This window comes from Microbispora hainanensis (assembly GCF_006874475.1).
Lineage (GTDB): Bacteria > Actinomycetota > Actinomycetes > Streptosporangiales > Streptosporangiaceae > Microbispora > Microbispora hainanensis.
In genome coordinates, this window is sequence record NZ_VIRM01000045.1 from 40,868 (window position 1) to 59,958 (window position 19,091).

The window sequence follows — 19,091 nt, forward strand, 5'->3', positions numbered from 1 at the left end:
GGAGGCGGGCGTCGCGTCTCAGGGCCACAGGCGGTGCCGGGCCCAGGCGTCGTCCTGCCGGGTGTAGCGCAGGCGGGTGTGCCGGCGGTCGCGGTCGGCCTGCCAGAACTCGACTTCGTCCGCGCGCACGCCGTACACCGTCCATCCGGGCGCGACCATCCCGGGATCGGCCTCGATCGCGGCGTGCGCCGCGCGCAGGGCGGCGTCGAGGTCGGCGGGGTCGTCCAGCACCTGCGACTGGCGGCCGGTCAGCGCGTCGGCCCGCGCGCCGGGGGAACGCGCGAGGAAGTCCGCGGCGCCGCGCTCGGCGTCCGCCGGCACGGCCGCGCCCCGCACCCGGATCTGCCGGCCCTGCTCGGGCCAGTGGAAGCACAACGCGGCGTACGGCGTGGCGGCCAGCTCCCGTCCCTTGCGGCTGCCCGCGCCCGTCGCGAAATACCAGGTGCCGTCCGGCGCGAGGTCCTTGCAGATCAGCACGCGGGAGGACGGCCGTCCCTCGCTGTCGGCGGTCGCCAGCGACATCGCGTGCGGTTCGCGCACCCCGGCCCCGACGGCCGAGGTCAGCCATTCCACGAACAGGCCGACCGGGTCGGACGGCGCGGCGTCGACGTCGAACTCCGGCAGTTCAGTGTCGAAGACCGCAAGCCCCCGCAACAGATCACGAATCGAATCCACCACAAGACTCTCCGTCATGATCACTCCTTCACGTCGCGTCCGACTCTGCCACGAGGCCGCGACCGGGTGCCCGCCCCACTCGGCAGTATTCCATCAAATGCATTTGATGTATTGTCCGGGTCATGGCGTCGTCCGAGCAAGCCCTTCCGGCGTTCGTGCGCCTGGCCGGCCACACGCTGCGCTGGCGGCTGTTGACCGAGCTCGCCGCGAGCGACCTGCGGGTGCGCGAGCTGATGACTCTCGTCGGGGCACCGCAGAACCTGGTCTCCTACCACCTGCGGCTGCTGCGCGACGGCGGCCTGGTCACCGCCACACGAAGCAGCCACGACGGCCGCGACAGCTATTACCGGCTCGACCTGGACCGCTGCGGCCAGGCCATGGCAGACGCGGGTGCCGCCCTGCATCCCGCCCTGCATCCCGCACTGGGCGGCGTTCCCGAGCCGCCGGCGCCTCCGCCGCGGTCTCCCCGTCTTTCGGTGCTGTTCGCCTGCACGGGAAACAGCGCCCGCTCACCGGTCGCCGAAGCTCTGCTGCGCCGTCACACCGCCGGTCAGGTGACCGTGACCAGCGCCGGCAGCCGGCCCGCGGCGCAGATGAATCCCCACGCCGTACGCGTGCTGCGTGAGCGGTACGGCATCGACATCGCCGGCAGGCGGCCCCGCCATCTCGACACACTTCGGGGTCGCCGGTTCGATTACGTCATCACCCTCTGTGACAAGGTCCGCGAGGTCTGTCCGGAATTCGGCGACCACGCGCGGTGGATCCACTGGAGCACTCCCGACCCGGCTGCGGCGGGCCGGTCGGAGCACGACGTCCATGCCGCGCTCGGCCGGGTGACGGCGGACATCGACACGCGCATCCGTCACCTACTGCCCGTCCTGGCTCAGACTCCGGAGGCTCACTCATGACGGCGACCGACCACCACGCCAGCGTCCGCTACCTCGTCGACGACGTCCAGGCGGCCGTCGGCTTCTACACCACCCACCTCGGCTTCACCCTGAGCGGCAGCGCCGCGCCCGCCTTCGCCGCCGTGGAACGCGGGCCGCTGCGGCTGCTGCTGTCGGGGCCCGCCAGTTCCGGCGCCCGGGCCACACCCGCCGAGGCCACCGGCACGGGCCGCAACCGCATCCTGGTGGTCGTCGACGACCTGGACGCGGAGATCGGCCGGCTGCGCGCCGCGGGCCTGCCGTTCCAGGGCGAGGTGGTGACCGGCCCCGGCGGCCGGCAGATCCTGCTCCCCGACCCCGCCGGCAATCTCGTCGAACTGTTCCAGCCCGCCCAGCGGGCCTGACGCCGGCCGGCCAGGGCGATCGCGTGACACGGATCGCCAGGCCAAGCGTTTACCCGCGCCGCCGCGTGGCCTCCGGCCGTACGGGGGAGTCTTCGATCGCGTACGAGCACGCAGGCGGGACCCGGCGACCGGGCGAGGACGGAGACGGCGTGGACGATCGTGATTCACCGGCGGTGCGCCGCCGCGACCTGCTCGGCCTGTCCGCCGCCGCCCTCGCCGGAGCGGTGACCGTCACGACTCCCGCGGCGGCGGCCGCGCCTGAGGAGGAGGCGGAGGTGACTCCGCCTGAGGACCTCATGCGCGAGCACGGCGTGCTGAAGCGCCTCCTGCTCGTCTATCGGGAGGGCATCCGGCGGGTCGAGGGCGGCGAGCGGGCTCCCGCGCAGCCGCTGAACGCCGCCGCCCGCATCATCCGCGGCTTCATCGAGGACTACCACGAGCACCTGGAGGAGAAGTACGTCTTCCCCCGGCTGCGCGAGGCCGGCATGCTCACCGGCACCGTCTCGGTCCTGTTGCTGCACCACCGCCGAGGACGCGCGCTGACCGGGCGCATTCTCACTGCCACCGAGCATTCCAGGGGGGCAAGGGCCGCCCACACCCTGGTCGCCGACATGGCGGCGTTCGTCCGCATGTACGAGCCGCACGAGGCGCGGGAGGACACGGTGGTGTTCCCCGCCTTCCGTGAGGTCGTCCCCGCCAAGGAGTTCCTCCGCCTGGCCGAGGTCTTCGAGGACGAAGAGCACCGGCGTTTCGGGCCGCGCGGCTTCGAAGGCGTGGTCGGCCAGGTCGCCGACATCGAGAAGGCGCTCGGCATCTACGACCTGTCCCGCTTCACTCCCACCGAGTGACGGGCGGACCTCGACCGGCTCGTCGGCGGCGCTCGGTGGCATGCGCCCGCCTCCTGACATGACCGGCTCGTCAGCCGGGGCGGCGGAGGGTGCTGCGCACGGCCAGGCCGCCGAGGGCCGCCGACGCGAGCGTCAGGATGCCCGCCTCGGTCCACTGGAAGCGCCAGAACCTGGCCGGCGGATGGTAGTAGACCGCGTACCGGTAGCCCTTGCCGAACAGGCACGCCTGCCACGCCTCGGTGTTCCTGTTGCTCTGCCCCGCGTCCACCCGGCGGGGGCACCCGCTGTCCGACGGGTCGGCGACCTCCCTTCCCGACGGCTCCACCCAGGCGGCGCTCACCAGCCGGGCGTCCTGGTCGTCCAGCACCACACTGCCGGACAGCTCGGTGCGCGCCGGCTCGGCGTAGTAGTCGCTCAGCCGGAACAGGGTGAACATCGTCACCGCCACCCCGGCCACGACCAGCGCCATCGCGGGCAGCGTACGCCGGAACAGGGTGCCGGCCGCCGTGCCCAGCGCGAACGCGTACAGCCACCACGCCGCCGGATCCACCCCGACCATGTTGAACACGCCGATGTTGCCGAACGTGGAGTCGGCCCCCGATCTGAACACCGGCCGCCACAGGCTGACCATGAGCGACAGCAACAGACCGCCCGCCACGACCGCCGCGCCCAGGATCGACAGCTTGACCGCCAGCCACCGCCCCACCGGAACGGACTGGGTCCAGGCCAGGCGGTGGGTGCCGCGCTCGTACTCCCGGCCGAGCAGCGGCGCGCCCCAGAACGCCCCGATCAGCGCGGGGGCCACCAGCGGCATCCAGCCGAACACCGAGTAGACCGCGTCATAGCGGCGCCCCAGCGCCGCCGCCAGGTCGCCGCAGGCAACGGCGGGCCCGGGGCAGCCGGGCGGGGCGTGCTCGGACATGTACCGGATCGCCTCCACGGCCGACCCCAGCAGCAGCATCCCGAGCAGCGCGAGGAAGGCCGCCGTCACGAGGATCTGCGCCCGGTGCTGGCGCCAGGTCACCCAGATCACGCGCCCACCCCCGTCAGCTTGGGCAGCGCCGCCGAATCGGGGCTGCGCAGGTAGCCCATGACGAGCTCCTCCAGCCCGGGGCTGCGCGCCTGCCAGCGGGGATCGAGCGGGGGCGCGCCCCTGACCAGCATGCCGACCTGCCTGCCGGTGCGGCTCGCGCTCACCACCTGCGCTCCCGCGATGGGCGCGTCGTCCGGACCCGTGACCACGAGATGCCCGTCGAGCAGTTCCTCGATGTCGCCGCTGACCTGCAGCCGGCCCGCGTTGAGCACGACCAGCCAGTCGCACGTCTCCTCCAGGTCGGAGACGACGTGCGAGGACAGCAGCACGGTCAGCCGCCGCTCGGCCACCTCTGCCATGATCGAACGCATCACGTCGTGACGGGCGAGGGGGTCGAGGTTCGCCAGCGGCTCGTCCAGCATGAGCAGATCGGGCAGACCGGCCAGCGCCAGGGTGACCGCCACCTGCGCCTGCTGGCCGCCCGACAGCCTGCCCACCTTCCGCCGCAGCGGGATGCCCAGCGCGGCGAGCCGGTCGGCGGCTGCGGCGTCGTCCCAGCGCCGGTTCATGCGGCGGCCGAAGGCGAGCATCTCGGCGACGGTGAAGCTCTCGTACAGCGGCTTGTCCTGCGCCACGAACGCCGCCTCGCCGGCCACGCGGACGCTCCCCAGGGCGGGCCGCAGCAGGCCAACAGCCGCGTGCATGAGCGTGGTCTTGCCCGCGCCGTTGGGCCCGACGAGCGCCGCCACGCGTCCCGTGGGCAGGGACAGCGAGCAGTCGCGCAACACCCACGTACGGCGATAGCGAACCCCGAGCCCGGTGGCCTCCAGCGCGGCGCTCATGCCACGCCCTCCTTCGCGGCGTCGGCCAGGGCCACGGTGAACAGCGCCCGCAAGTCCTCCTGATCGAGCCCGGCCGCGCGGGCGTCGCGCACCCACGCCTCCAGATCGCGCCGCAGCCGCGTGTGCTCCGCGAGGGTCGCGCCCGCGATGCCCTGCCGGACGAACGTCCCCATCCCCGGCCGTCCCTCGACCAGCCCTTCGCGCTCCAGCTCCCGGTATGCCTTGAGCACGGTGTTGGGGTTGATGGCCAGGCTCTCGACCACCTCACGAGCGGTCGGCAACTGGTCGCCGGGCCGCAGCACACCGAGCCGCAGCGCCTGTTTCACCTGGTGGACGAGCTGCAGGTAGGTCGACACCCCCGAGCCGCGATCCAGGTTGAACTCGATCACGCTCAATCGCCCTTTCCCTATTTGAATAGTGAAAGGGTGGTGGACTCGTCCGCTCGTTGTCAACCTGGTCGCCGGGATCCGAGGGCAGGACGCGCGGCTCGTCAGGCCTCGCTCGTCAGGTGTCGTCACCCAGGCGGGCGGCGCGGGCGTAGAGGTAGCGCCGGCGTGGCAGCGTCGCCGCCCGCCGGGCCGCCGCCAGGTATGCCTCGCGGGCCGCCGCCCGCTGCCCGGCCATCTCCAGCAGGTGCGCGCGCACCGCGGGCAGGCGGTGGTCGCGGGCGAGCCGTTCGTCGTCCTCCAGCCCGTCGAGCAGGTCAAGCCCCGCGCGCGGGCCCCGGCTCATCGCCACCGCCACCGCGTGGTTCAGCAGCGTCACCGGGTTGTCCGACATCCCCGTCAGCACCTCGTACAGCGCGGCGATCTGCGGCCAGTCGGTCGCCTCCGCGCTCGGCGCCTCGTCGTGCAGGGCGGCGATCGCCGCCTGGACCTGGTAGGGCCCGGGCGCACCCCGCGACAGCGCCGCCTCGACCAGCTTCACGCCCTCGGCGACGCCGGCGGCGTCCCACAGGGCGCGGTCCTGCTCGGCCATCGGGATCGGCGTGCCGTCGGGGGCGGTACGCGCGGCGCGGCGGGCGTCGGTGAGCAGCATGAGCGCGAGCAGCCCGGCCGTCTCGCCGTCGTCCGGCAGCAGCCGGTGGACGAGGCGGGCCAGCCGGATCGCCTCGGCCGTCAGATCCTCCCGGCCGAGCCCGCTCTCCCCGGCGTACCCCTCGGTGAAGATCAGATAGAGCACGTGGAGCACGGCGCGCAGCCGCGCGTCGCGGTCGGGCTCCGCGGGCATGCCGAACGGCAGGCCGCTGTCCCTGATGCGCTGCTTGGCCCGGGTGATGCGGCGGGTCATGGTCGCCTCCGGCACCAGGAACGCCCGGGCGATCTGCGCGGTGGTCAGGCCGCCGACCGCGCGGAGGGTGAGGGCGATCTGCGACGCGGGCGACAGCGCGGGATGGCAGCACAGGAACAGCAGGATCAGCGTGTCATCGGCCCCTGCCGAGGGGGCATCCGCGGCGGGAGCGAGCCGCCACTCCGGAAGCGCCCGCCTGCCGGCGGCGTCCTCCCGCTCGCGCCGGGCCTGCTCGGCGCGCAGCAGATCGGTGAGCCTGCGGGCGGCGACGGTGACGAGCCAGCCCATCGGGTTGTCCGGCAGGCCGTCCTCCGGCCACCGGACGGCGGCGGCCAGCAGCGCCTCCTGCACGGCGTCCTCGGCGGCGTCGAAGTGGCCGTAGCGGCGCACGACCGCGCCGAGGACCCGCGGCGCCAGGCGGCGCAGCAGGTCCTCGGTCTCGCCGTCGGGCGTCGTCACAGCTCCGGCTCGGCCTGCCACTCGTCGATCGGGCGCACGTCCACATACCAGTCGCGGGCCGTCGCGCCCTCGGGATGGGGGGTGTTCGCCAGGCGCGCGGCGATCTGCGTGGCCCGGTCGAAGCTGTCGCACTCGACGATCGTGTAGCCGGCCAGGACCTCCTCGGTCTCGGCGTACGGGCCGTCGGTGACGACGGGAACGCCCTCACGCAGCCGGATCCTGCGGGCGTGGACGGGGGCGGTCAGGCCCTGGGCGTCGACGAACTCCCCCGACTTCACCAGCTCCTCGTTCCACTCGCCCATGAACGCGTGCATGGCCGCGGCCTCCTCGGCCGACCAGGCGGGCCCGTCGCCCGGCCGTCCCGACAGGGCGTCGTAGTCCTGCTGCGAGCCGTACAGCATGATCATGTATTTCACGATTCGCTCCTCTCCGGCGGGCGTCCTCCGCACCGCTTCGTCAGGGACGTCGAAGCCGGCCCCCGGATCCGGACACACCCTCGGGCGGAAAGATGTCCGGCCACTGTGCCGGAGCGTCCGCGGGCCCTGTCAAGGCAGGGAGCACGGAGAAAGTTTCACATGGGAGTGCCGGGGACGTGCCTCCGATCAGCGCGTACGTCCCCGCCGATCGGTACGCGGAGGCCGGCCGTGGCGTGCCCGGCTCCTGTTGATCAGTGTGTGCGGCATGAGGCAGCGGGCAGGCGTAGGTGCAGGCGCATCGCGGATCGCGGCCGTCGTGGCCGGTGTGGCCGTCGTGGCATCCATGCTCCCCGCGCCTCCGTCGGCGGCGGCGGCGGCGAGCGCGGCGGCTGGTGCTGGTGCTGGTGCGGTGGGCTTCTCGTGGGACCGGTATCCGCAGGAGCCGCTCCGGCATCCGCCCCGGCCGCCGGGGCGCGACCTGCGCTGGGGCGACTGCGCGGGGGTCGGCGACCCCGCCCTGCGCTGCGCCGAGGTCACCGTGCCGCTCGACCACCGCCGTCCCCACGGCCGGACGATCACGATCGCGATCTCCCGGCTGCCCGCGACCGACCCCGCTCGGCGGCGCGGCGTGCTGCTCACCACCGGCGGCGGCCCCGGCGGGCCGGGCGTGCCGCTGCCGTCGACCCTGGCGCCCCTGCTGTCCCCCGAGGTGCGGGCGCGCTACGACCTGATCGGCTTCGACATGCGGTTCGTCGAACGGAGCACGCCCATCGGCTGCGGCCAGGACGTGGAGGAGGCCGGCGGCTACTGGGTCCGCACCGCCACCCCGGCCAGCCTTCCGGCCGACGCGGCCGAGGCCCGCGCGTACGCCCGCGACTGCATGCGCGCCGCCGGGTGGGCCCTGCCGCACGCCACCACGGCGAACGCCGCCAGGGACATGGACGTCATCCGGGCCGCGCTCGGCGAGGAGAAGATCTCCTACCTCGGCGGCTCGTACGCGGGGATGCTCGGGGCGGTCTACGCCGTCCTGTTCCCCGGCAGGGTGGACAGGTTCGTGCTCGACAGCCCCGTCGACCCGAACACCGCATGGCGGCCGTACGAGCTCGCGCGCACCCCGGCGTTCGAGGCCGGCACGGCGGCCTTCGCCGCCTGGACGGCCGAACGCGACGCCACGTTCGGCCTCGGCGGCACGGCCCAGGAGGTCACCGGCGCCGTCTCGGGGCTGATCCGGCGCGCCGCGACGGCCCCGATCGTCGTCGCGGGCCACGCCTGGACGCCGGACGAGCTGGGGACGCTGCTCGTCGCCGGGATCTACGACGAACGCACCTTCGGGCTGGTCGCCGCGGCGTTCGCCGACATCGCCGCCGGGCGGGAGCCCTTCGTGCCGTTCCCCGTCCGGCCGCTGCCGCCCGCGGGTGTGCCCGGCGTCCCGGCCGACAACCACACGGCGACCAACATCGCCTACCGGTGCGGCGACGGCCCCTGGCCGCGTGGTCTCGGCGACTACCGGCGTGACCTCGCCTCCTACAGCGTCCGATATCCGCTGTTCGGCCCGGCCAACGCCAACATCACCCCGTGCGCCTTCTGGCCCCGGATCGAGGACGAGCCGGTGCGCCTGCCGGCCCGCCGGGCGCCCGGGGTCCTGGTGACCGCCGCGCTGCGGGACGTCGCGGTGCCGATGGCCAACAGCCGCGCCGTGGCGGCGGGCATCCCCGGCTCGCGGCTGGTGACGATCGACGCGCACACCCACGCGCCCTACCCAGCTTTCGGCGACGCCTGCCTCAACGGCCAGGCCGACGCGTTCCTCACCACCGGCACGCTCCCGCCCGCCGGCGTCGCCTGCTGACCCCCACCGGCTCCGGCCGCCCCGGGGAAATAGGCTGACATCGTGCAACGCCGCAAGCGGACGTACTTGATCATGATGGCCACGTGTCTCATGCTGTTCGTCCTGGCCGGAACGGTCGTGCGGGAGATCTCGCCCGTGGCCGCCCTGGTGATGTTCGCGGTCGCGCTGGTGATCCCGCCGTTCGCCGTCATCATCGGCAACCGGAACAACCGGCGCGAGTGAATCAGCGAGTGAATCAGCGGGTGAGCAGGGCGCGCAGGGCTCCGGCGACCCCCGCCGGGTCCTCCTCGGCCATGAAGTGCCCGCTCGCGACCGTCATGTGCACCAGGTCGGGGGCCCAGGCGCCCCACAGCGCCCCGGCGTCGTAGCCGAGGGCGGCCCCCCAGTCCTGCTGGAGCACGGTCACCGGCATCCGCAGCCGGCTGCCCGCCTCCCGGTCCGCCCGGTCGTGGTCCACGTCGATCCCCGCCGACGCGCGATAGTCCGCCACGATCGAGGGCACCGCCGTACGGCAGGCGTCCAGATAGGCGGCGCGTACGCCGGCGGGGATCGCCGTACGGTCGAGGGTCCAGCCGTCGAGGAAGTGGCCGAAGAAGGCGTCGGCGCTCGCGCCGATCAGCCGCTCGGGCAGGCCGGGCGGCTGGGTCATCAGGTAGAGGTGGAAGCCGACGGCGGCGCCCGCGCCGTGCATCACCTCCCACATGTCCAGCGTCGGCAGCACGTCGAGGCAGGCCAGGTGGCTGATCGCGGCCGGGTGGTCGAGCCCGGCGCGGAAGGCGACCAGCGCGCCGCGGTCGTGCCCGGCCAGCGCGAACCGCTCGTGGCCGAGCGCCCGTGCCAGGGCGACGACGTCGGCGGCCATCGTGCGCTTGGAATAGGTGTCATGCCCGGCCTCGGCCGGTTTGTCGCTGTCGCCGTAGCCGCGCAGGTCGGGACAGATCACGGTGTGGTCGGCGGCCAGGTCTGCGGCGACGTGCCGCCACATCAGGTGGGTCTGGGGGAAGCCGTGCAGCAGCACGATCGGGCTCCCCGACCCGGCGACGGCCGCGTTCAGCGACACGCCGCCGGCGACCGGCACGCGGAGGTAGTCGAAACCGGGAAGGACAGGCGCCATGACGCGCTCCCTTTCTGCGTTGGGATCGGATGTGTCCCCAGGCTGCCGGGCGTGAATGAGCATCCGGTCAGCGCGCTACCGTGACAGGTGCCGTGACCTGGAGGGGGCCGCAGGTGGGGATCGCGTTCGGAGTGCTCGGGCCGGTGACGGCCTGGGACGGCACCGGCCACGCGATCGCGCTGAAGGGGCCGCGGCACCGCGCGGTGCTGGCCCGGCTGATCGTCGCCCGCGGCCGCGTCGTCCCGGTCACCCGCCTGATCGACGACCTGTGGGACGAGCCCCCGGCGGGCGCGGCCGGGGCCGTACGGACGTTCGTGGCGGCGCTGCGCCGCGCGCTGGAGCCCGCCCGGCCGCCCCGCACCCCCGCGCGGCTGCTGGTCACCGAGGGACCGGGGTACGCGCTGCGGGCCGCCCCGGACGGAGTGGACGCCTGGCGCTTCGAACAGGCGGTGACCGGCGCCGCGGACCTGCCCCCCGAAGACGCGCTCGCCCGGCTGGAGGAGGCGCTGGGGTGGTGGCGCGGCCCCGCCTACGCGGAGTTCGCCGACCAGGACTGGGCCTGTGCCGAACGCTCCCGCCTGGGCGAGCTGCGGCTGCACGCGGTCGAACGGCACGCGCAGACGCGCCTCGACTCGGGGCGGGCGGCCGAGGCGGTGCCCGACCTGGACGCGCACGCGGCCGGGCACCCGTGGCGGGAGGAGGCATGGCGGTTGCTGGCGCTCGCGCTGTATCGCAGCGGGCGGCAGGGCGACGCGCTCGCCGTGCTGCGCCGGGCGCGGGCGCTGCTCGTGGACGAGCTGGGCGTGGACCCGGGCCCGGGGCTGCGCCGCCTGGAGACCGACATCCTGCGCCAGGCCGATCATCTCGACCTCCCGGCGGGCGGCGCGGCCGTACGGGTGTGGGCCCAGGCCACCGCCGCCTACGACCGCGCGGTCGCCTCCGGGGCGAAGGCCCGCCTGGAGTCCACGGCGGGACTGCTGCGCGACCTCGCCACGACCGGGGGCGGTGGCCTGCGGGCGGCGCGAGAGCACCGCGTGGCCGCCGTCGAGGCGGCCGAGGAACTCGGCGACGCGGAGCTGACCGCACGGGTGATCGGCGCCTTCGACGTCCCGGCCATCTGGACCCGGTCCGACGACCCCGCGCAGGCGGCGCGCATCGTGGCGGCGGCCGGGCGCACGCTGGCCGCCCTCGCCCCCAACCCCGAAGCTGCAGGTCCCGAGGCGGCCCGGGCCCGCCTGCTGGCCACGATCGCGCTGGAGTCGCGCGGCGACCGCTCCGGCGACGGGCCGCGGGCGGCGCGGCAGGCCGAGGAGATCGCCCGCCGTCTCAACGACCCCGCACTGCTGGCGTTCGCGTTGAGCGGGGTGTTCATGCAGACCTTCCACCGGACGGGCCTGGCCGCCCGCCGCGACGAGATCGGCGCCGAGCTCGTGGACCTTTCCGCCCGGCACGGCCTGGTCACCTTCGAGGTCCTCGGGCATCTGGTCCGGATGCAGGCACGGTCGGCGCTCGCGGACTTCACGGCCGCCGACGCCCACGCCGCCGCCGCCGAACGCCTGGCCGTACGGCACGAGCGGCCCCTGGCGGGCGTGTTCACGGCGTGGTATCGGGCGCTTCGCCTGGACGCGACCGGCCGGGCGCCGCTGGAGGAGACCGAGGCCGCCTACCGGCTGGCCGCCGCTCTGCTGGACGGCGCCGGCATGCCGGGCGTGGAGCACGGCCTGCTGCCGCTCGCGCTGCTGTGCCTGCGCCTTCGGCACGGGCAGCCCCCGCCCGGCGCCGATCCCGCCGGTGAGCGCGTCGCCGAGCACATCGACTGGGGGCCGTACGCGCCGTGGGCCAGGCCCCTGGTGCTGCTGGCGCGCGACCGACGTGCCGGGGCGGCGGCGGCGCTGCGCGCCCTGCCCGAGCCTCCGCACGACCTGCTGACGGAGGCCCTGTGGTGCCTCGCCGCCCGGGCGGCGCTCGCGCTGGGCGACCGCACGGCGATGGAACGCGCTCACGCCGCGCTGCTGCCCGCGGCGGGCGAACTGGCCGGGGCGGGCAGCGGCATGCTGACGCTCGGCCCGGTGGCCGCGCACCTGGACGACCTGTCCGCCGCGCTGCGCCGACCGCCAGGAGCCGCGCCCAGCGGGTCGTGAGCGCGCGTTGTCAGCAGGGCTCCAGTGAGGGGAGACGGCCCGCGAAGAAGGCCGCCGGAGGCACGCCCATCAGGGTGCGGAACTCGGCGGTCATGTGGGACTGGTCGTAGAAGCCCTCGATCGCGGCGAGCTGCGCCCAGCGCGCGGTGTGGGCCCTGCCTCCAGCGAGCACTCTGCCTCCAGCGGGCCCCCTACCCCCTGCCAGCCCCCTGCCCTGGGCAAGCACCCTGCGCACGCGTTCGATCCGCTCCATGCGCTTGGGCGGCACGCCGACGCCGTCGCGGACGAGGTCGCGCATATGACGCTCGCTGACGGCCAGTCGCCGGGCGATGGCGGCGACGGGCTCGCGCCGTTGCCCGGCCTGGTCGCGCAGCGCCTGCGCGGTCGCCCGCACCAGCTCGCTGCGGGCCACGTCCGCGTTCGACCGGGCGGCGACCCGGGCCGGCAACGCCGCCTGAAGACGCCGGAGAACGTCCCTCACGTCGTCTCCCGGCGGGGCCGTCAGCCCCGCTGCGCCGTCCCACAGCTCCTCCAGGTCGACGACCCGGTCGACCAGCTCGGTCATCGGGACTCCGAACAGGAGCCGGGCGGCGCCGGGACGCAGCCTGAGCCGCAGGCAGAGCGGGAAGTCCTTGCCCACGTGGTAGGAGGCGCGGGTGCGCGGCCCGGCCACCAGCAAGGTGCTGCGCGGCGCCGACGTCGTACGGAAGATCAGCGAGGTGTCCGCATCGGGAAGGTGGACGAGCGGCGTCCCCCCGGCCGGCGCGCAGGCCCTCACGGAGGTGATCTCGCTGACCAGCCGGCGCAACGGGACCGGCACGGTCACGGGGACTTCGAGGGGCATGGCCTCACGTTACCCAGCGGCGCCGGGACGCTGACCGTGCCGAAAGTTCCTATAGGTCACGGCACCGGCGCTGACATGGTGGTGACCATGATCCTTGTGACGGGTGCGACGGGCACCATCGGCAGTGAGACGGTCCGCCTGGTGGCGGCCATGGGCGAGCGGGTGCGGGCGATGACCCGGGACCCCGCGGCGATCACGCCTGCGCCGGGCGTGGAGGTCGTGCGGGGCGACTTCGGCGAGCCGGATTCCCTGGCGCGGGCGGCGGACAAGGCGGAGGCGCTCTTCCTGCTCAGTGCCCCGGGGCCGCGGCTGGCGGAACACGATGAGGCGATGCTGGCCGCGGCCCGTGCCGCCGGTGTCGGCAGGGTGGTGAAGGTGTCGGCCATCGGCACGGGCCGCGACACCGAGGCATGGGTCGGCGACTGGCATCTGCCGGGAGAGCTGGCCGTGCGAGCCGGCGGCCTGCGATGGACGATCCTGCGCCCGTCGAGCTTCGCCTCCAACGCGCTTCGCTGGGCCGGTCACATCCGTCGCGGAGAGCCGGTCCCGAACACGACGGGGACCGGCAGGCAAGGCGTCGTCGACCCCCGTGACATCGCCGAAGTCGCCGTGCGGGCGTTGACGTCGGACGATCACGCGGGCCGCGTGCTCACGCTGACCGGGCCGGAACTGCTGAGCGTCCCCGACCAGGCCGCGATCCTGGGCGAGGCCGTCGGGCGCCGCGTCACGACCGCCGACGTGCCGTTGGAGGTCTACCGGGAGCAGATGCTCGCCGCCGGAGCCGATCCCGCCTTCGCCGAGATCGCGGTCAACGGCTCCAGGCTTGTCGCCCAGGGCGGCAACGCCGTCATCAGCGAGGATGTGGCACGCGTGCTCGGCCGCGCGCCCCGCGCGTTCTCCGCCTGGGCACACGATCATCGCGGCGCGTTCGCCTGAATCCCGAGGCCGCAAGACCGCCGTGCTACCGGCGCGTGCGGCGGACCGGCGGCTACCCGCGCCGGCGGCGGGGGCGCGGGCGGCGGGCGGAGACCCCTCCCGGCGCCGCGGCCGGGCCGGTCTGTGTGGCCGGCCAGTGCGCCGGGCGGGCGAGGGCCGGGGGCAGCTTCGTGGCGGCGTCTCCCCTGGCCGCGTTCACCTGGACCTGGGTGAGGAAGACGCTCCCTGTGAGATCGGCGCCGCCGAGATCGGCTCCGCGCAGGTCCGCCCCGATGAGGTCCGCGCCACGCAGGTCCGCCCCGCGCAGATCGGCCCCGATGAGGTAGGCGCCCCTCAGGTTCGCGCCGCGCAGATCGGCTCCCCGGAGCCGGGCGCCGATGAGGTCGGCTCCCCTGCGGTCGGCGGCGGCACGGCCCCCGGCCGACGCCCGCACCAGCTCACTCGTCCGCAGCAGCAGCACGTTGACCTTGTCGCGGTGGGCGGCGACGTCCACCCCCAGCAGGTCGCCGGGGGTGCCCGTGGCCAGGCGTTCGGTCTCCTCGAACGCGGCGCGCAGCTCGGCGTGGATCGGGCGGGTCACCGGCAGGGACATCGCCTCGTCCAGATACCACAGCAGCTCGTGCAGGTGCCGTACGACCGGGAAGACCTCGAACATCTGCGCCGCGATCCCCGGATCGTCACGCCAGCTGCGGCCGAAGGTGACCTGCGAGACCTTCTGACCCGCCCCGAAGCAGTCGTAGACGGTGCAGCCGGGAAAGCCGCTGTCACGCAGGCGCGCGTGGATGCCGCAGCGGAAGTCGTCGCGCAGGTTGGGGCACGGCCGCCCGGCGTCCTTACTGATCGCGAAGTCGGCCGAGGCGGCGAAGGGCAGCGCGACGCAGCACAGCCCGAAGCAGTTCGCGCAGTCGGCCCGCAGCGCGGCCCGCCCGTCGCCGGGGCCGGCCGATGCCGTGGCGCGGGCGTCCCCGTGGTCGTGCGTGTCGGGCACCGTGCCTGATCTCCTCGTGTTCCGTGGGCGCGCGGCCGCTCGCCGTCCCGCTAGAACGTATCCCACCGAACGCACGCAGTGCGCCCGGCGGCCGGCCCCTGTGAGGCGGCCGCCCGCCGGGCGCGAGGGGGCACGGGTCACACGGCCACGCGGCCGCCGTCCACGTGCAGGGTCGTGCCGTGGACGAAGCTCGCCCGCGGCGAGGCCAGGAACACGATGGCCTCGGCGATCTCCTCGGGGCTCGCGGCGCGTCCGGCGGGCCCGCCCAGCGCGAGGTCGTCGAGGTCCCCGCCCATGGGAGCGGTGCCCTCGGTGCGCGTCGGGCCGGGGCTCACCGCGTTGACCCGTACGCCCCGGGGGCCGAACTCCGCCGCCCAGGACTTCGTCAGGAGCACCATCGCGGCCTTGCTCGACCCGTACAGGCTCATGCCGGCGAGGCCGAACTCCGCGACCATCGTGGTCACGTTGACGATCGCGCCGTTGCCCCGGCCGGCCATGGCCGGGGCGAGTTCGGCGACCAGGAAGTAGGGAACCTTGACGTTCAGGTCGAAGACCGCGTCGAAGTCCCGTTCACTCGTCTGGGCCGTGGGCCCGAACGGGTAGATCCCGGCGTTGTTCACGAGCACGTCCACGTGCCCGAGCAGCGCGGTCGCGCTCCTCGCCAGAGAACGCGCCGACGCCTCGTCGCGTAGGTCGGCCCGCACGAAGTGGGCCTCGCCGCCGAGAGCGCGGATCTCCTCGGCCGCCTCCTCGCCCCGCGTCTCGTCGCGGCCGGACAGCACGACCCGGGCGCCGAGCCGGGCCAGCGCCCGGGCGGTCGCCCGCCCGATGCCGCTGGTGCCCCCCGTTATCAGCGCGCCTGTTCCCGGCAGTTCTGCGGTCATCTCTTCCACCTCTGCTGATTCACTGATCCTTCGGACCGGCCGCCGAGCGAGGCGACCGGGTGCGCAGGGTGCAAGCCCGGGCCGGGTGCGGAACTTCCGGAACGTCCATAGCGGCGGCCGATGGCCGCCATCAGGCCTTCCTCTGGCCCGCCTCAATGGCCTTCGAGGTGACCTCCGCGGCCGTCGGGATGGGGTACGGAGGTTCTGCGGCGGTCATCCCGCGCCGCCCGGATCGCGGAAGGCCGCGATGAAGTCGGCCAGATCACGGCGGCGCGAGCTCGACGGCCACACCGCCCACGTACGCCGGATCAGCGGGTGACCGGCCAGGGCCGACCACGCGACGGCCGGAGGCAGCGGCTGCGGCCACCTCGGCGGCGCCAGCGCGAACCCCCTGCCCGTGCTCACGGCGGCGAGCTTGACCTCCGCGATCAGCTCCTGCCCCTCGGGGGCGGCAGAGCCGAGGTCCAGGCCGTGGCTACGCAGGATCGCGGCCAGCTCGTCGAACCAGGCGGGGCTGCCGGAGCGCGGGAAGCCCACCCATTCCAGCCCGGTGAGCTCCTCCAGGCGGATGCCGTCGGGGCCGCGCAGCTCGGCGGCCCGCTCGGCCGCGAGGAGCACGCCAAGCCGCTCCCTGGAGACGAGCATCGCGTCGAACTCCTGCCCGGGCGGGCGCTCCCTGAGCAGGCCCACGTCGAGCTCGCCGGCCTGCAGTGCGGCCAGTTGCGCCGCCGTGGACAGATGACGAGCCTGCACGCGGGTGCCGGGGTGGGCAACGGCGAGCTGCTCCAGCGGCGGTCCGAGCAGGTCGGACGGCAGCTCAAGGGGAATCCCCACGCGCAGGACCCCGCCGTCCCCGCTCGCGTACGCGGCCATGGTCCGCAGTGCCCGGTCGTGCCGGGCGAGCACGGCGCGCGCCTCGGCGAGCAGCGTCGTCCCGGCCTCGGTCGGCCGGACTCCGGCGCTGCTGCGGATCAGCAGCTTCACCCCCAGGCGGCGCTCCAGCATGCCGACGGTCTGGGACAGCGCGGGCTGGCTCAGGTGCAGCCGCCGCGCCGCGGCCGACATGCCGCCCTCCTCGGCCACCACGACGAACGCCCGCAGTTCCCGCAGTTCCATGCCCGCCATGACACCCTCCCGTGAGCGGCGCGGCGCGAGCGGCCGGCGCCTGCCCCGTGACCCGGGCCGATCCGCATCGTGCGAGCGGCGTACACTTTCGGGACTGGACGATTTGGTCCAGTCTGTGGTGGTATGTCGCAATTGTCAAGGTTGCTCCTCCGGTATGGCCCCGGCAGGGCTGCTGCGGCCGAAGGTGGGGTTGTCACATGGCGGTTCGAGGGCCGGAGAAGGGTTCTGCGAGGCTCACCGCACGCGGCGCGGCCACTCGCCGGCGCATCGTCGCGACCGCCGCGGACCTCATGTTCCGGCAGGGAGTGGCGGCGACGCCCCTCGATCAGGTGGTGGACGCCTGCGGCATCAGCAAGTCGCAGCTCTATCATTACTTCCCGGACAAGGACGCGCTGGTCACCGAGGTGATCGCGATGCGGGAGCACCTCATGGTCTCCGCACAGAAACCGCAACTCGAGCAGGTGCGCTCGATGCGGGATCTCGAACGGTGGCGCGATTCCCTGCTGACGGGCCTTCGGGAGCGCGGCCTGCCCTACAAGTGCCCGATCGGCTCGCTGGCCAACGAGCTGTCCAGCCGCTGCGACGACGCCCGCCAGTCGCTGGCAGGGATCTTCGGCGCTTGGCAGGGGCTGATCGCGGACGGCCTCGCGCGGATGCGCGAGGCCGGCGAACTGGATCCCGGGGCGGACCCGGAAGAACTCGCCGTCGCGGTCATCGCCGCCCTGCAGGGGGGCTACCTGCTCGCCGAGACGATGCAGGACGAACAGCCCTTCGTGGTCGCCCTCGACATGGCATTCGACCACGTGAAAGCCCACGTCAAGACTCCTGTCGCCGATTTGACACAATCGGACAACTGACAGCAAAGTGGACGAAATCGTCCACTCTGCCTTGGTGGTGGCCCACTGGGGGCGGCAGGAAATGGTGAGGCCGATGCGGTTCCTGCACTCGATGCAGGCGCGGTATACGACAGCGGCGACGGCGCTGTTATTCCTGCTCACGGCCTTGGGCGGCGTGAGCCTGGACCTGGCCGTCCGCTACAGGATCGAGGACCGGGTGTTCTTCGACGCCGAGCAGGTCGCCGCCCGGTGGAGCGCGCAGGTGCGCAACGGCGCACTGCCGCACCCCGCCTCCGGCGCCATCGACCTGGTCCAGCTGGTGGACGCCCAGGGCAGGATCCTGGTCGCCAGCCCGGGCGCGGCAGGGCGGCCGCGGCTGAGCATGCTCCGGCCCCCGGCCGACGACCGGCTCCAACGGCGCGTCGAGTGCCACCCGGGCAAGCCGTGCATCCTGCTCATGGCCAACCGGGTGTCACCGGCCCCCGATGCCCCTGTCGTCTACGCCGGCACGGTCGAGTCACCCCTGTGTGCGACGCACCGCCTCGAATACCTCATCGGAGGGGCCGGGCTCCTCATCGTCCTGTCGGGCGCCCGCCTGATGTGGTGGATCGTCGGCCGGGCGCTGCGCCCGGCCGAGCAGCAGTGTCAGCTCGCCTCCGTCGCCTCCCACGAGCTCAGGACACCGATCACCGGGCTGCGGCTGCAACTGGAGGAGGCGCTGCTCCACCCCGATCACGTCGACCCCCGCGACACCATCCGGGGAGCGCTGTCGGCCGCCGGCCGCCTGGAGGCCATCGTGCAGGACCTGCTGGTGATGACCCGGCTACGCGACGGCCGGCCGGAGCCGCACGAGCCGATCGACCTCGCGGCGCTGGTCACCGCAGAGGTGGACACCCATTTCGGTGGCACGCCGGTGAAGGTCTGCACGGCCGGGGACGTGTGGGTGCACGGCTCGCGGATCCAGCTGATCCGGCTGATGGGCAACCTGCTGAGCAACGCGCGGCGGCACGCGGAGACCGGCGTCACGGTCTGTGTCGCATCCGCCGACGGCCGGGCGGTCGTCACGGTGACCGACGATGGGAACGGCATCGCGCGCGCCGACCGCGAGCGGGTCTTCGAGCGGTTCACCCGCCTGGACGAGGGGCGGCGCCGGGACTCCGGCGGCACCGGGCTGGGACTTGCGATCTCCCGCGACATCGCCCACGCCCACGGCGGAACGCTGCGGATCGAGGACTCCCCACTCGGAGCGCGGTTCGTCCTCCGGCTGCCGCTCTTCGACCGGAACGCGATCGACAGGCGGCGTTTCACCCGTCCCGAGCGGACGGACCACAGGCCGGACCCCGGGCGGGAGGCCGGACCGGACCTCGGGCCGGGGCTGGAGCCGGGGCCGGACCGCTGACGACCGGTGACCGGCGGCGGGCGCGCCCACTCCGCCTGGCACCCCACACCTCATCACACCGCTCATCACACCGCCCACCAGGCCGCCCACCAGGCCGTACGTGCCCTCGGCCAGGTGCGGCGCT

At 74.1% G+C, this 19,091-nt stretch carries 20 protein-coding genes; 9 read left to right on the plus strand and 11 right to left on the minus strand.

What is annotated here, in order from left to right:
* Nucleotides 1-18: 18 nt before the first annotated feature.
* Nucleotides 19-693 carry a pyridoxine/pyridoxamine 5'-phosphate oxidase gene (locus FLX08_RS29160; protein WP_142623461.1) on the minus strand — a complete coding sequence of 225 codons (675 nt, stop codon included), beginning with the start codon at nt 691-693 and terminating at the stop codon, nt 19-21.
* A 104-nt stretch (nt 694-797) separates the two neighbouring features.
* Between FLX08_RS29160 and FLX08_RS29165 the strand changes: the two genes are divergently transcribed.
* The 3 genes from FLX08_RS29165 to FLX08_RS29175 all read left to right on the plus strand — a co-directional run bounded on the left by FLX08_RS29165 (nt 798) and on the right by FLX08_RS29175 (nt 2,814).
* Nucleotides 798-1,583 (plus strand): arsenate reductase/protein-tyrosine-phosphatase family protein, encoded by a 786-nt coding sequence (locus FLX08_RS29165; RefSeq protein ID WP_142623463.1) that lies wholly within the window; start codon nt 798-800, stop codon nt 1,581-1,583.
* On the plus strand, nt 1,580-1,966 hold the full coding sequence (locus FLX08_RS29170) for a VOC family protein (protein ID WP_142623465.1): 387 nt from the start codon (nt 1,580-1,582) through the stop codon (nt 1,964-1,966). Before FLX08_RS29165 ends, FLX08_RS29170 begins: the two co-directional genes overlap by 4 nt.
* A 149-nt stretch (nt 1,967-2,115) precedes the next feature.
* Nucleotides 2,116-2,814 (plus strand): hemerythrin domain-containing protein, encoded by a 699-nt coding sequence (locus FLX08_RS29175; protein WP_142623467.1) that lies wholly within the window; start codon nt 2,116-2,118, stop codon nt 2,812-2,814.
* Nucleotides 2,815-2,884: 70 nt separating this feature from the next.
* Here the strand turns inward: FLX08_RS29175 and FLX08_RS29180 are convergent, their stop codons facing one another.
* From FLX08_RS29180 to FLX08_RS29200, 5 genes are all read right to left on the minus strand, one after another.
* Nucleotides 2,885-3,847, minus strand: a complete 963-nt coding sequence (locus tag FLX08_RS29180; RefSeq protein WP_142623469.1) for an ABC transporter permease — start codon at nt 3,845-3,847, stop codon at nt 2,885-2,887.
* The gene (locus tag FLX08_RS29185) at nt 3,844-4,689 is read right to left on the minus strand and encodes an ABC transporter ATP-binding protein (RefSeq protein ID WP_142623472.1); all 846 of its coding nucleotides are present in this window, start codon (nt 4,687-4,689) and stop codon (nt 3,844-3,846) included. The genes FLX08_RS29180 and FLX08_RS29185 overlap by 4 nt, the downstream gene beginning before the upstream one ends.
* A complete protein-coding gene (locus tag FLX08_RS29190; protein WP_142623508.1) occupies nt 4,686-5,078 on the minus strand; it encodes a GntR family transcriptional regulator in 393 nt (130 codons plus the stop codon). Before FLX08_RS29190 ends, FLX08_RS29185 begins: the two co-directional genes overlap by 4 nt.
* Before the next feature lie 115 nt (nt 5,079-5,193).
* Entirely contained in the window at nt 5,194-6,438 is a 1,245-nt protein-coding gene (locus FLX08_RS29195) for an RNA polymerase sigma factor (protein ID WP_142623474.1), read from the minus strand.
* Complete coding sequence (locus FLX08_RS29200) at nt 6,435-6,845, minus strand: YciI family protein (RefSeq protein ID WP_244312981.1); 411 nt, start codon at nt 6,843-6,845, stop codon at nt 6,435-6,437. The genes FLX08_RS29195 and FLX08_RS29200 overlap by 4 nt, the downstream gene beginning before the upstream one ends.
* A 274-nt stretch (nt 6,846-7,119) precedes the next feature.
* On the opposite strand from FLX08_RS29200, the gene FLX08_RS29205 reads away from it, so the two are divergent.
* Nucleotides 7,120-8,700, plus strand: a complete 1,581-nt coding sequence (locus FLX08_RS29205) for an alpha/beta fold hydrolase (protein ID WP_167530615.1) — start codon at nt 7,120-7,122, stop codon at nt 8,698-8,700.
* Nucleotides 8,701-8,742: 42 nt separating this feature from the next.
* Nucleotides 8,743-8,922, plus strand: coding sequence for a DUF3099 domain-containing protein (locus FLX08_RS29210; protein WP_142623479.1), 180 nt, complete (start codon nt 8,743-8,745; stop codon nt 8,920-8,922).
* A gap of 13 nt (nt 8,923-8,935) precedes the next feature.
* Here the strand turns inward: FLX08_RS29210 and FLX08_RS29215 are convergent, their stop codons facing one another.
* Nucleotides 8,936-9,814, minus strand: coding sequence for an alpha/beta fold hydrolase (locus FLX08_RS29215; RefSeq protein ID WP_142623480.1), 879 nt, complete (start codon nt 9,812-9,814; stop codon nt 8,936-8,938).
* Nucleotides 9,815-9,927: 113 nt separating this feature from the next.
* Between FLX08_RS29215 and FLX08_RS29220 the strand changes: the two genes are divergently transcribed.
* The gene (locus FLX08_RS29220; protein ID WP_142623509.1) at nt 9,928-11,955 is read left to right on the plus strand and encodes an AfsR/SARP family transcriptional regulator; all 2,028 of its coding nucleotides are present in this window, start codon (nt 9,928-9,930) and stop codon (nt 11,953-11,955) included.
* 10 nt (nt 11,956-11,965) lie between these two features.
* Here the strand turns inward: FLX08_RS29220 and FLX08_RS29225 are convergent, their stop codons facing one another.
* The gene (locus FLX08_RS29225) at nt 11,966-12,799 is read right to left on the minus strand and encodes a helix-turn-helix domain-containing protein (RefSeq protein WP_142623481.1); all 834 of its coding nucleotides are present in this window, start codon (nt 12,797-12,799) and stop codon (nt 11,966-11,968) included.
* A gap of 87 nt (nt 12,800-12,886) precedes the next feature.
* Here FLX08_RS29225 and FLX08_RS29230 point away from each other — a divergent pair, with 87 nt between their 5' ends.
* Entirely contained in the window at nt 12,887-13,735 is an 849-nt protein-coding gene (locus FLX08_RS29230) for an NAD(P)H-binding protein (protein ID WP_142623482.1), read from the plus strand.
* Nucleotides 13,736-13,787: 52 nt separating this feature from the next.
* Here the strand turns inward: FLX08_RS29230 and FLX08_RS29235 are convergent, their stop codons facing one another.
* The 3 genes from FLX08_RS29235 to FLX08_RS29245 all read right to left on the minus strand — a co-directional run bounded on the left by FLX08_RS29235 (nt 13,788) and on the right by FLX08_RS29245 (nt 16,732).
* Nucleotides 13,788-14,723 carry a pentapeptide repeat-containing protein gene (locus FLX08_RS29235; protein WP_142623483.1) on the minus strand — a complete coding sequence of 312 codons (936 nt, stop codon included), beginning with the start codon at nt 14,721-14,723 and terminating at the stop codon, nt 13,788-13,790.
* A gap of 137 nt (nt 14,724-14,860) precedes the next feature.
* Nucleotides 14,861-15,607, minus strand: coding sequence for an SDR family NAD(P)-dependent oxidoreductase (locus tag FLX08_RS29240; protein WP_142623484.1), 747 nt, complete (start codon nt 15,605-15,607; stop codon nt 14,861-14,863).
* 213 nt (nt 15,608-15,820) lie between these two features.
* Entirely contained in the window at nt 15,821-16,732 is a 912-nt protein-coding gene (locus tag FLX08_RS29245; protein ID WP_208761733.1) for a LysR family transcriptional regulator, read from the minus strand.
* A gap of 197 nt (nt 16,733-16,929) precedes the next feature.
* On the opposite strand from FLX08_RS29245, the gene FLX08_RS29250 reads away from it, so the two are divergent.
* Both FLX08_RS29250 and FLX08_RS29255 read left to right on the plus strand, forming a co-directional pair.
* Nucleotides 16,930-17,589, plus strand: coding sequence for a TetR/AcrR family transcriptional regulator (locus tag FLX08_RS29250; RefSeq protein ID WP_142623485.1), 660 nt, complete (start codon nt 16,930-16,932; stop codon nt 17,587-17,589).
* 73 nt (nt 17,590-17,662) lie between these two features.
* Nucleotides 17,663-18,967 carry a sensor histidine kinase gene (locus FLX08_RS29255; protein WP_142623486.1) on the plus strand — a complete coding sequence of 435 codons (1,305 nt, stop codon included), beginning with the start codon at nt 17,663-17,665 and terminating at the stop codon, nt 18,965-18,967.
* Nucleotides 18,968-19,091 lie beyond the last annotated feature (124 nt).

What these genes read in the sequence shown, in the direction of transcription:
- FLX08_RS29160 (WP_142623461.1), bottom strand. Translation starts at nt 693, where the DNA reads ATGACGGAGAGTCTTGTGGTGGATTCGATTCGTGATCTGTTGCGGGGG.
- FLX08_RS29165 (WP_142623463.1), top strand. Translation starts at nt 798, where the DNA reads ATGGCGTCGTCCGAGCAAGCCCTTCCGGCGTTCGTGCGCCTGGCCGGC.
- FLX08_RS29170 (WP_142623465.1), top strand. Translation starts at nt 1,580, where the DNA reads ATGACGGCGACCGACCACCACGCCAGCGTCCGCTACCTCGTCGACGAC.
- FLX08_RS29185 (WP_142623472.1), bottom strand. Translation starts at nt 4,689, where the DNA reads ATGAGCGCCGCGCTGGAGGCCACCGGGCTCGGGGTTCGCTATCGCCGT.
- FLX08_RS29200 (WP_244312981.1), bottom strand. Translation starts at nt 6,845, where the DNA reads ATGATCATGCTGTACGGCTCGCAGCAGGACTACGACGCCCTGTCGGGA.
- FLX08_RS29205 (WP_167530615.1), top strand. Translation starts at nt 7,120, where the DNA reads ATGAGGCAGCGGGCAGGCGTAGGTGCAGGCGCATCGCGGATCGCGGCC.
- FLX08_RS29215 (WP_142623480.1), bottom strand. Translation starts at nt 9,814, where the DNA reads ATGGCGCCTGTCCTTCCCGGTTTCGACTACCTCCGCGTGCCGGTCGCC.
- FLX08_RS29225 (WP_142623481.1), bottom strand. Translation starts at nt 12,799, where the DNA reads ATGCCCCTCGAAGTCCCCGTGACCGTGCCGGTCCCGTTGCGCCGGCTG.
- FLX08_RS29230 (WP_142623482.1), top strand. Translation starts at nt 12,887, where the DNA reads ATGATCCTTGTGACGGGTGCGACGGGCACCATCGGCAGTGAGACGGTC.
- FLX08_RS29240 (WP_142623484.1), bottom strand. Translation starts at nt 15,607, where the DNA reads ATGACCGCAGAACTGCCGGGAACAGGCGCGCTGATAACGGGGGGCACC.
- FLX08_RS29245 (WP_208761733.1), bottom strand. Translation starts at nt 16,732, where the DNA reads ATGGCGGGCATGGAACTGCGGGAACTGCGGGCGTTCGTCGTGGTGGCC.
- FLX08_RS29250 (WP_142623485.1), top strand. Translation starts at nt 16,930, where the DNA reads ATGGCGGTTCGAGGGCCGGAGAAGGGTTCTGCGAGGCTCACCGCACGC.
- FLX08_RS29255 (WP_142623486.1), top strand. Translation starts at nt 17,663, where the DNA reads ATGCGGTTCCTGCACTCGATGCAGGCGCGGTATACGACAGCGGCGACG.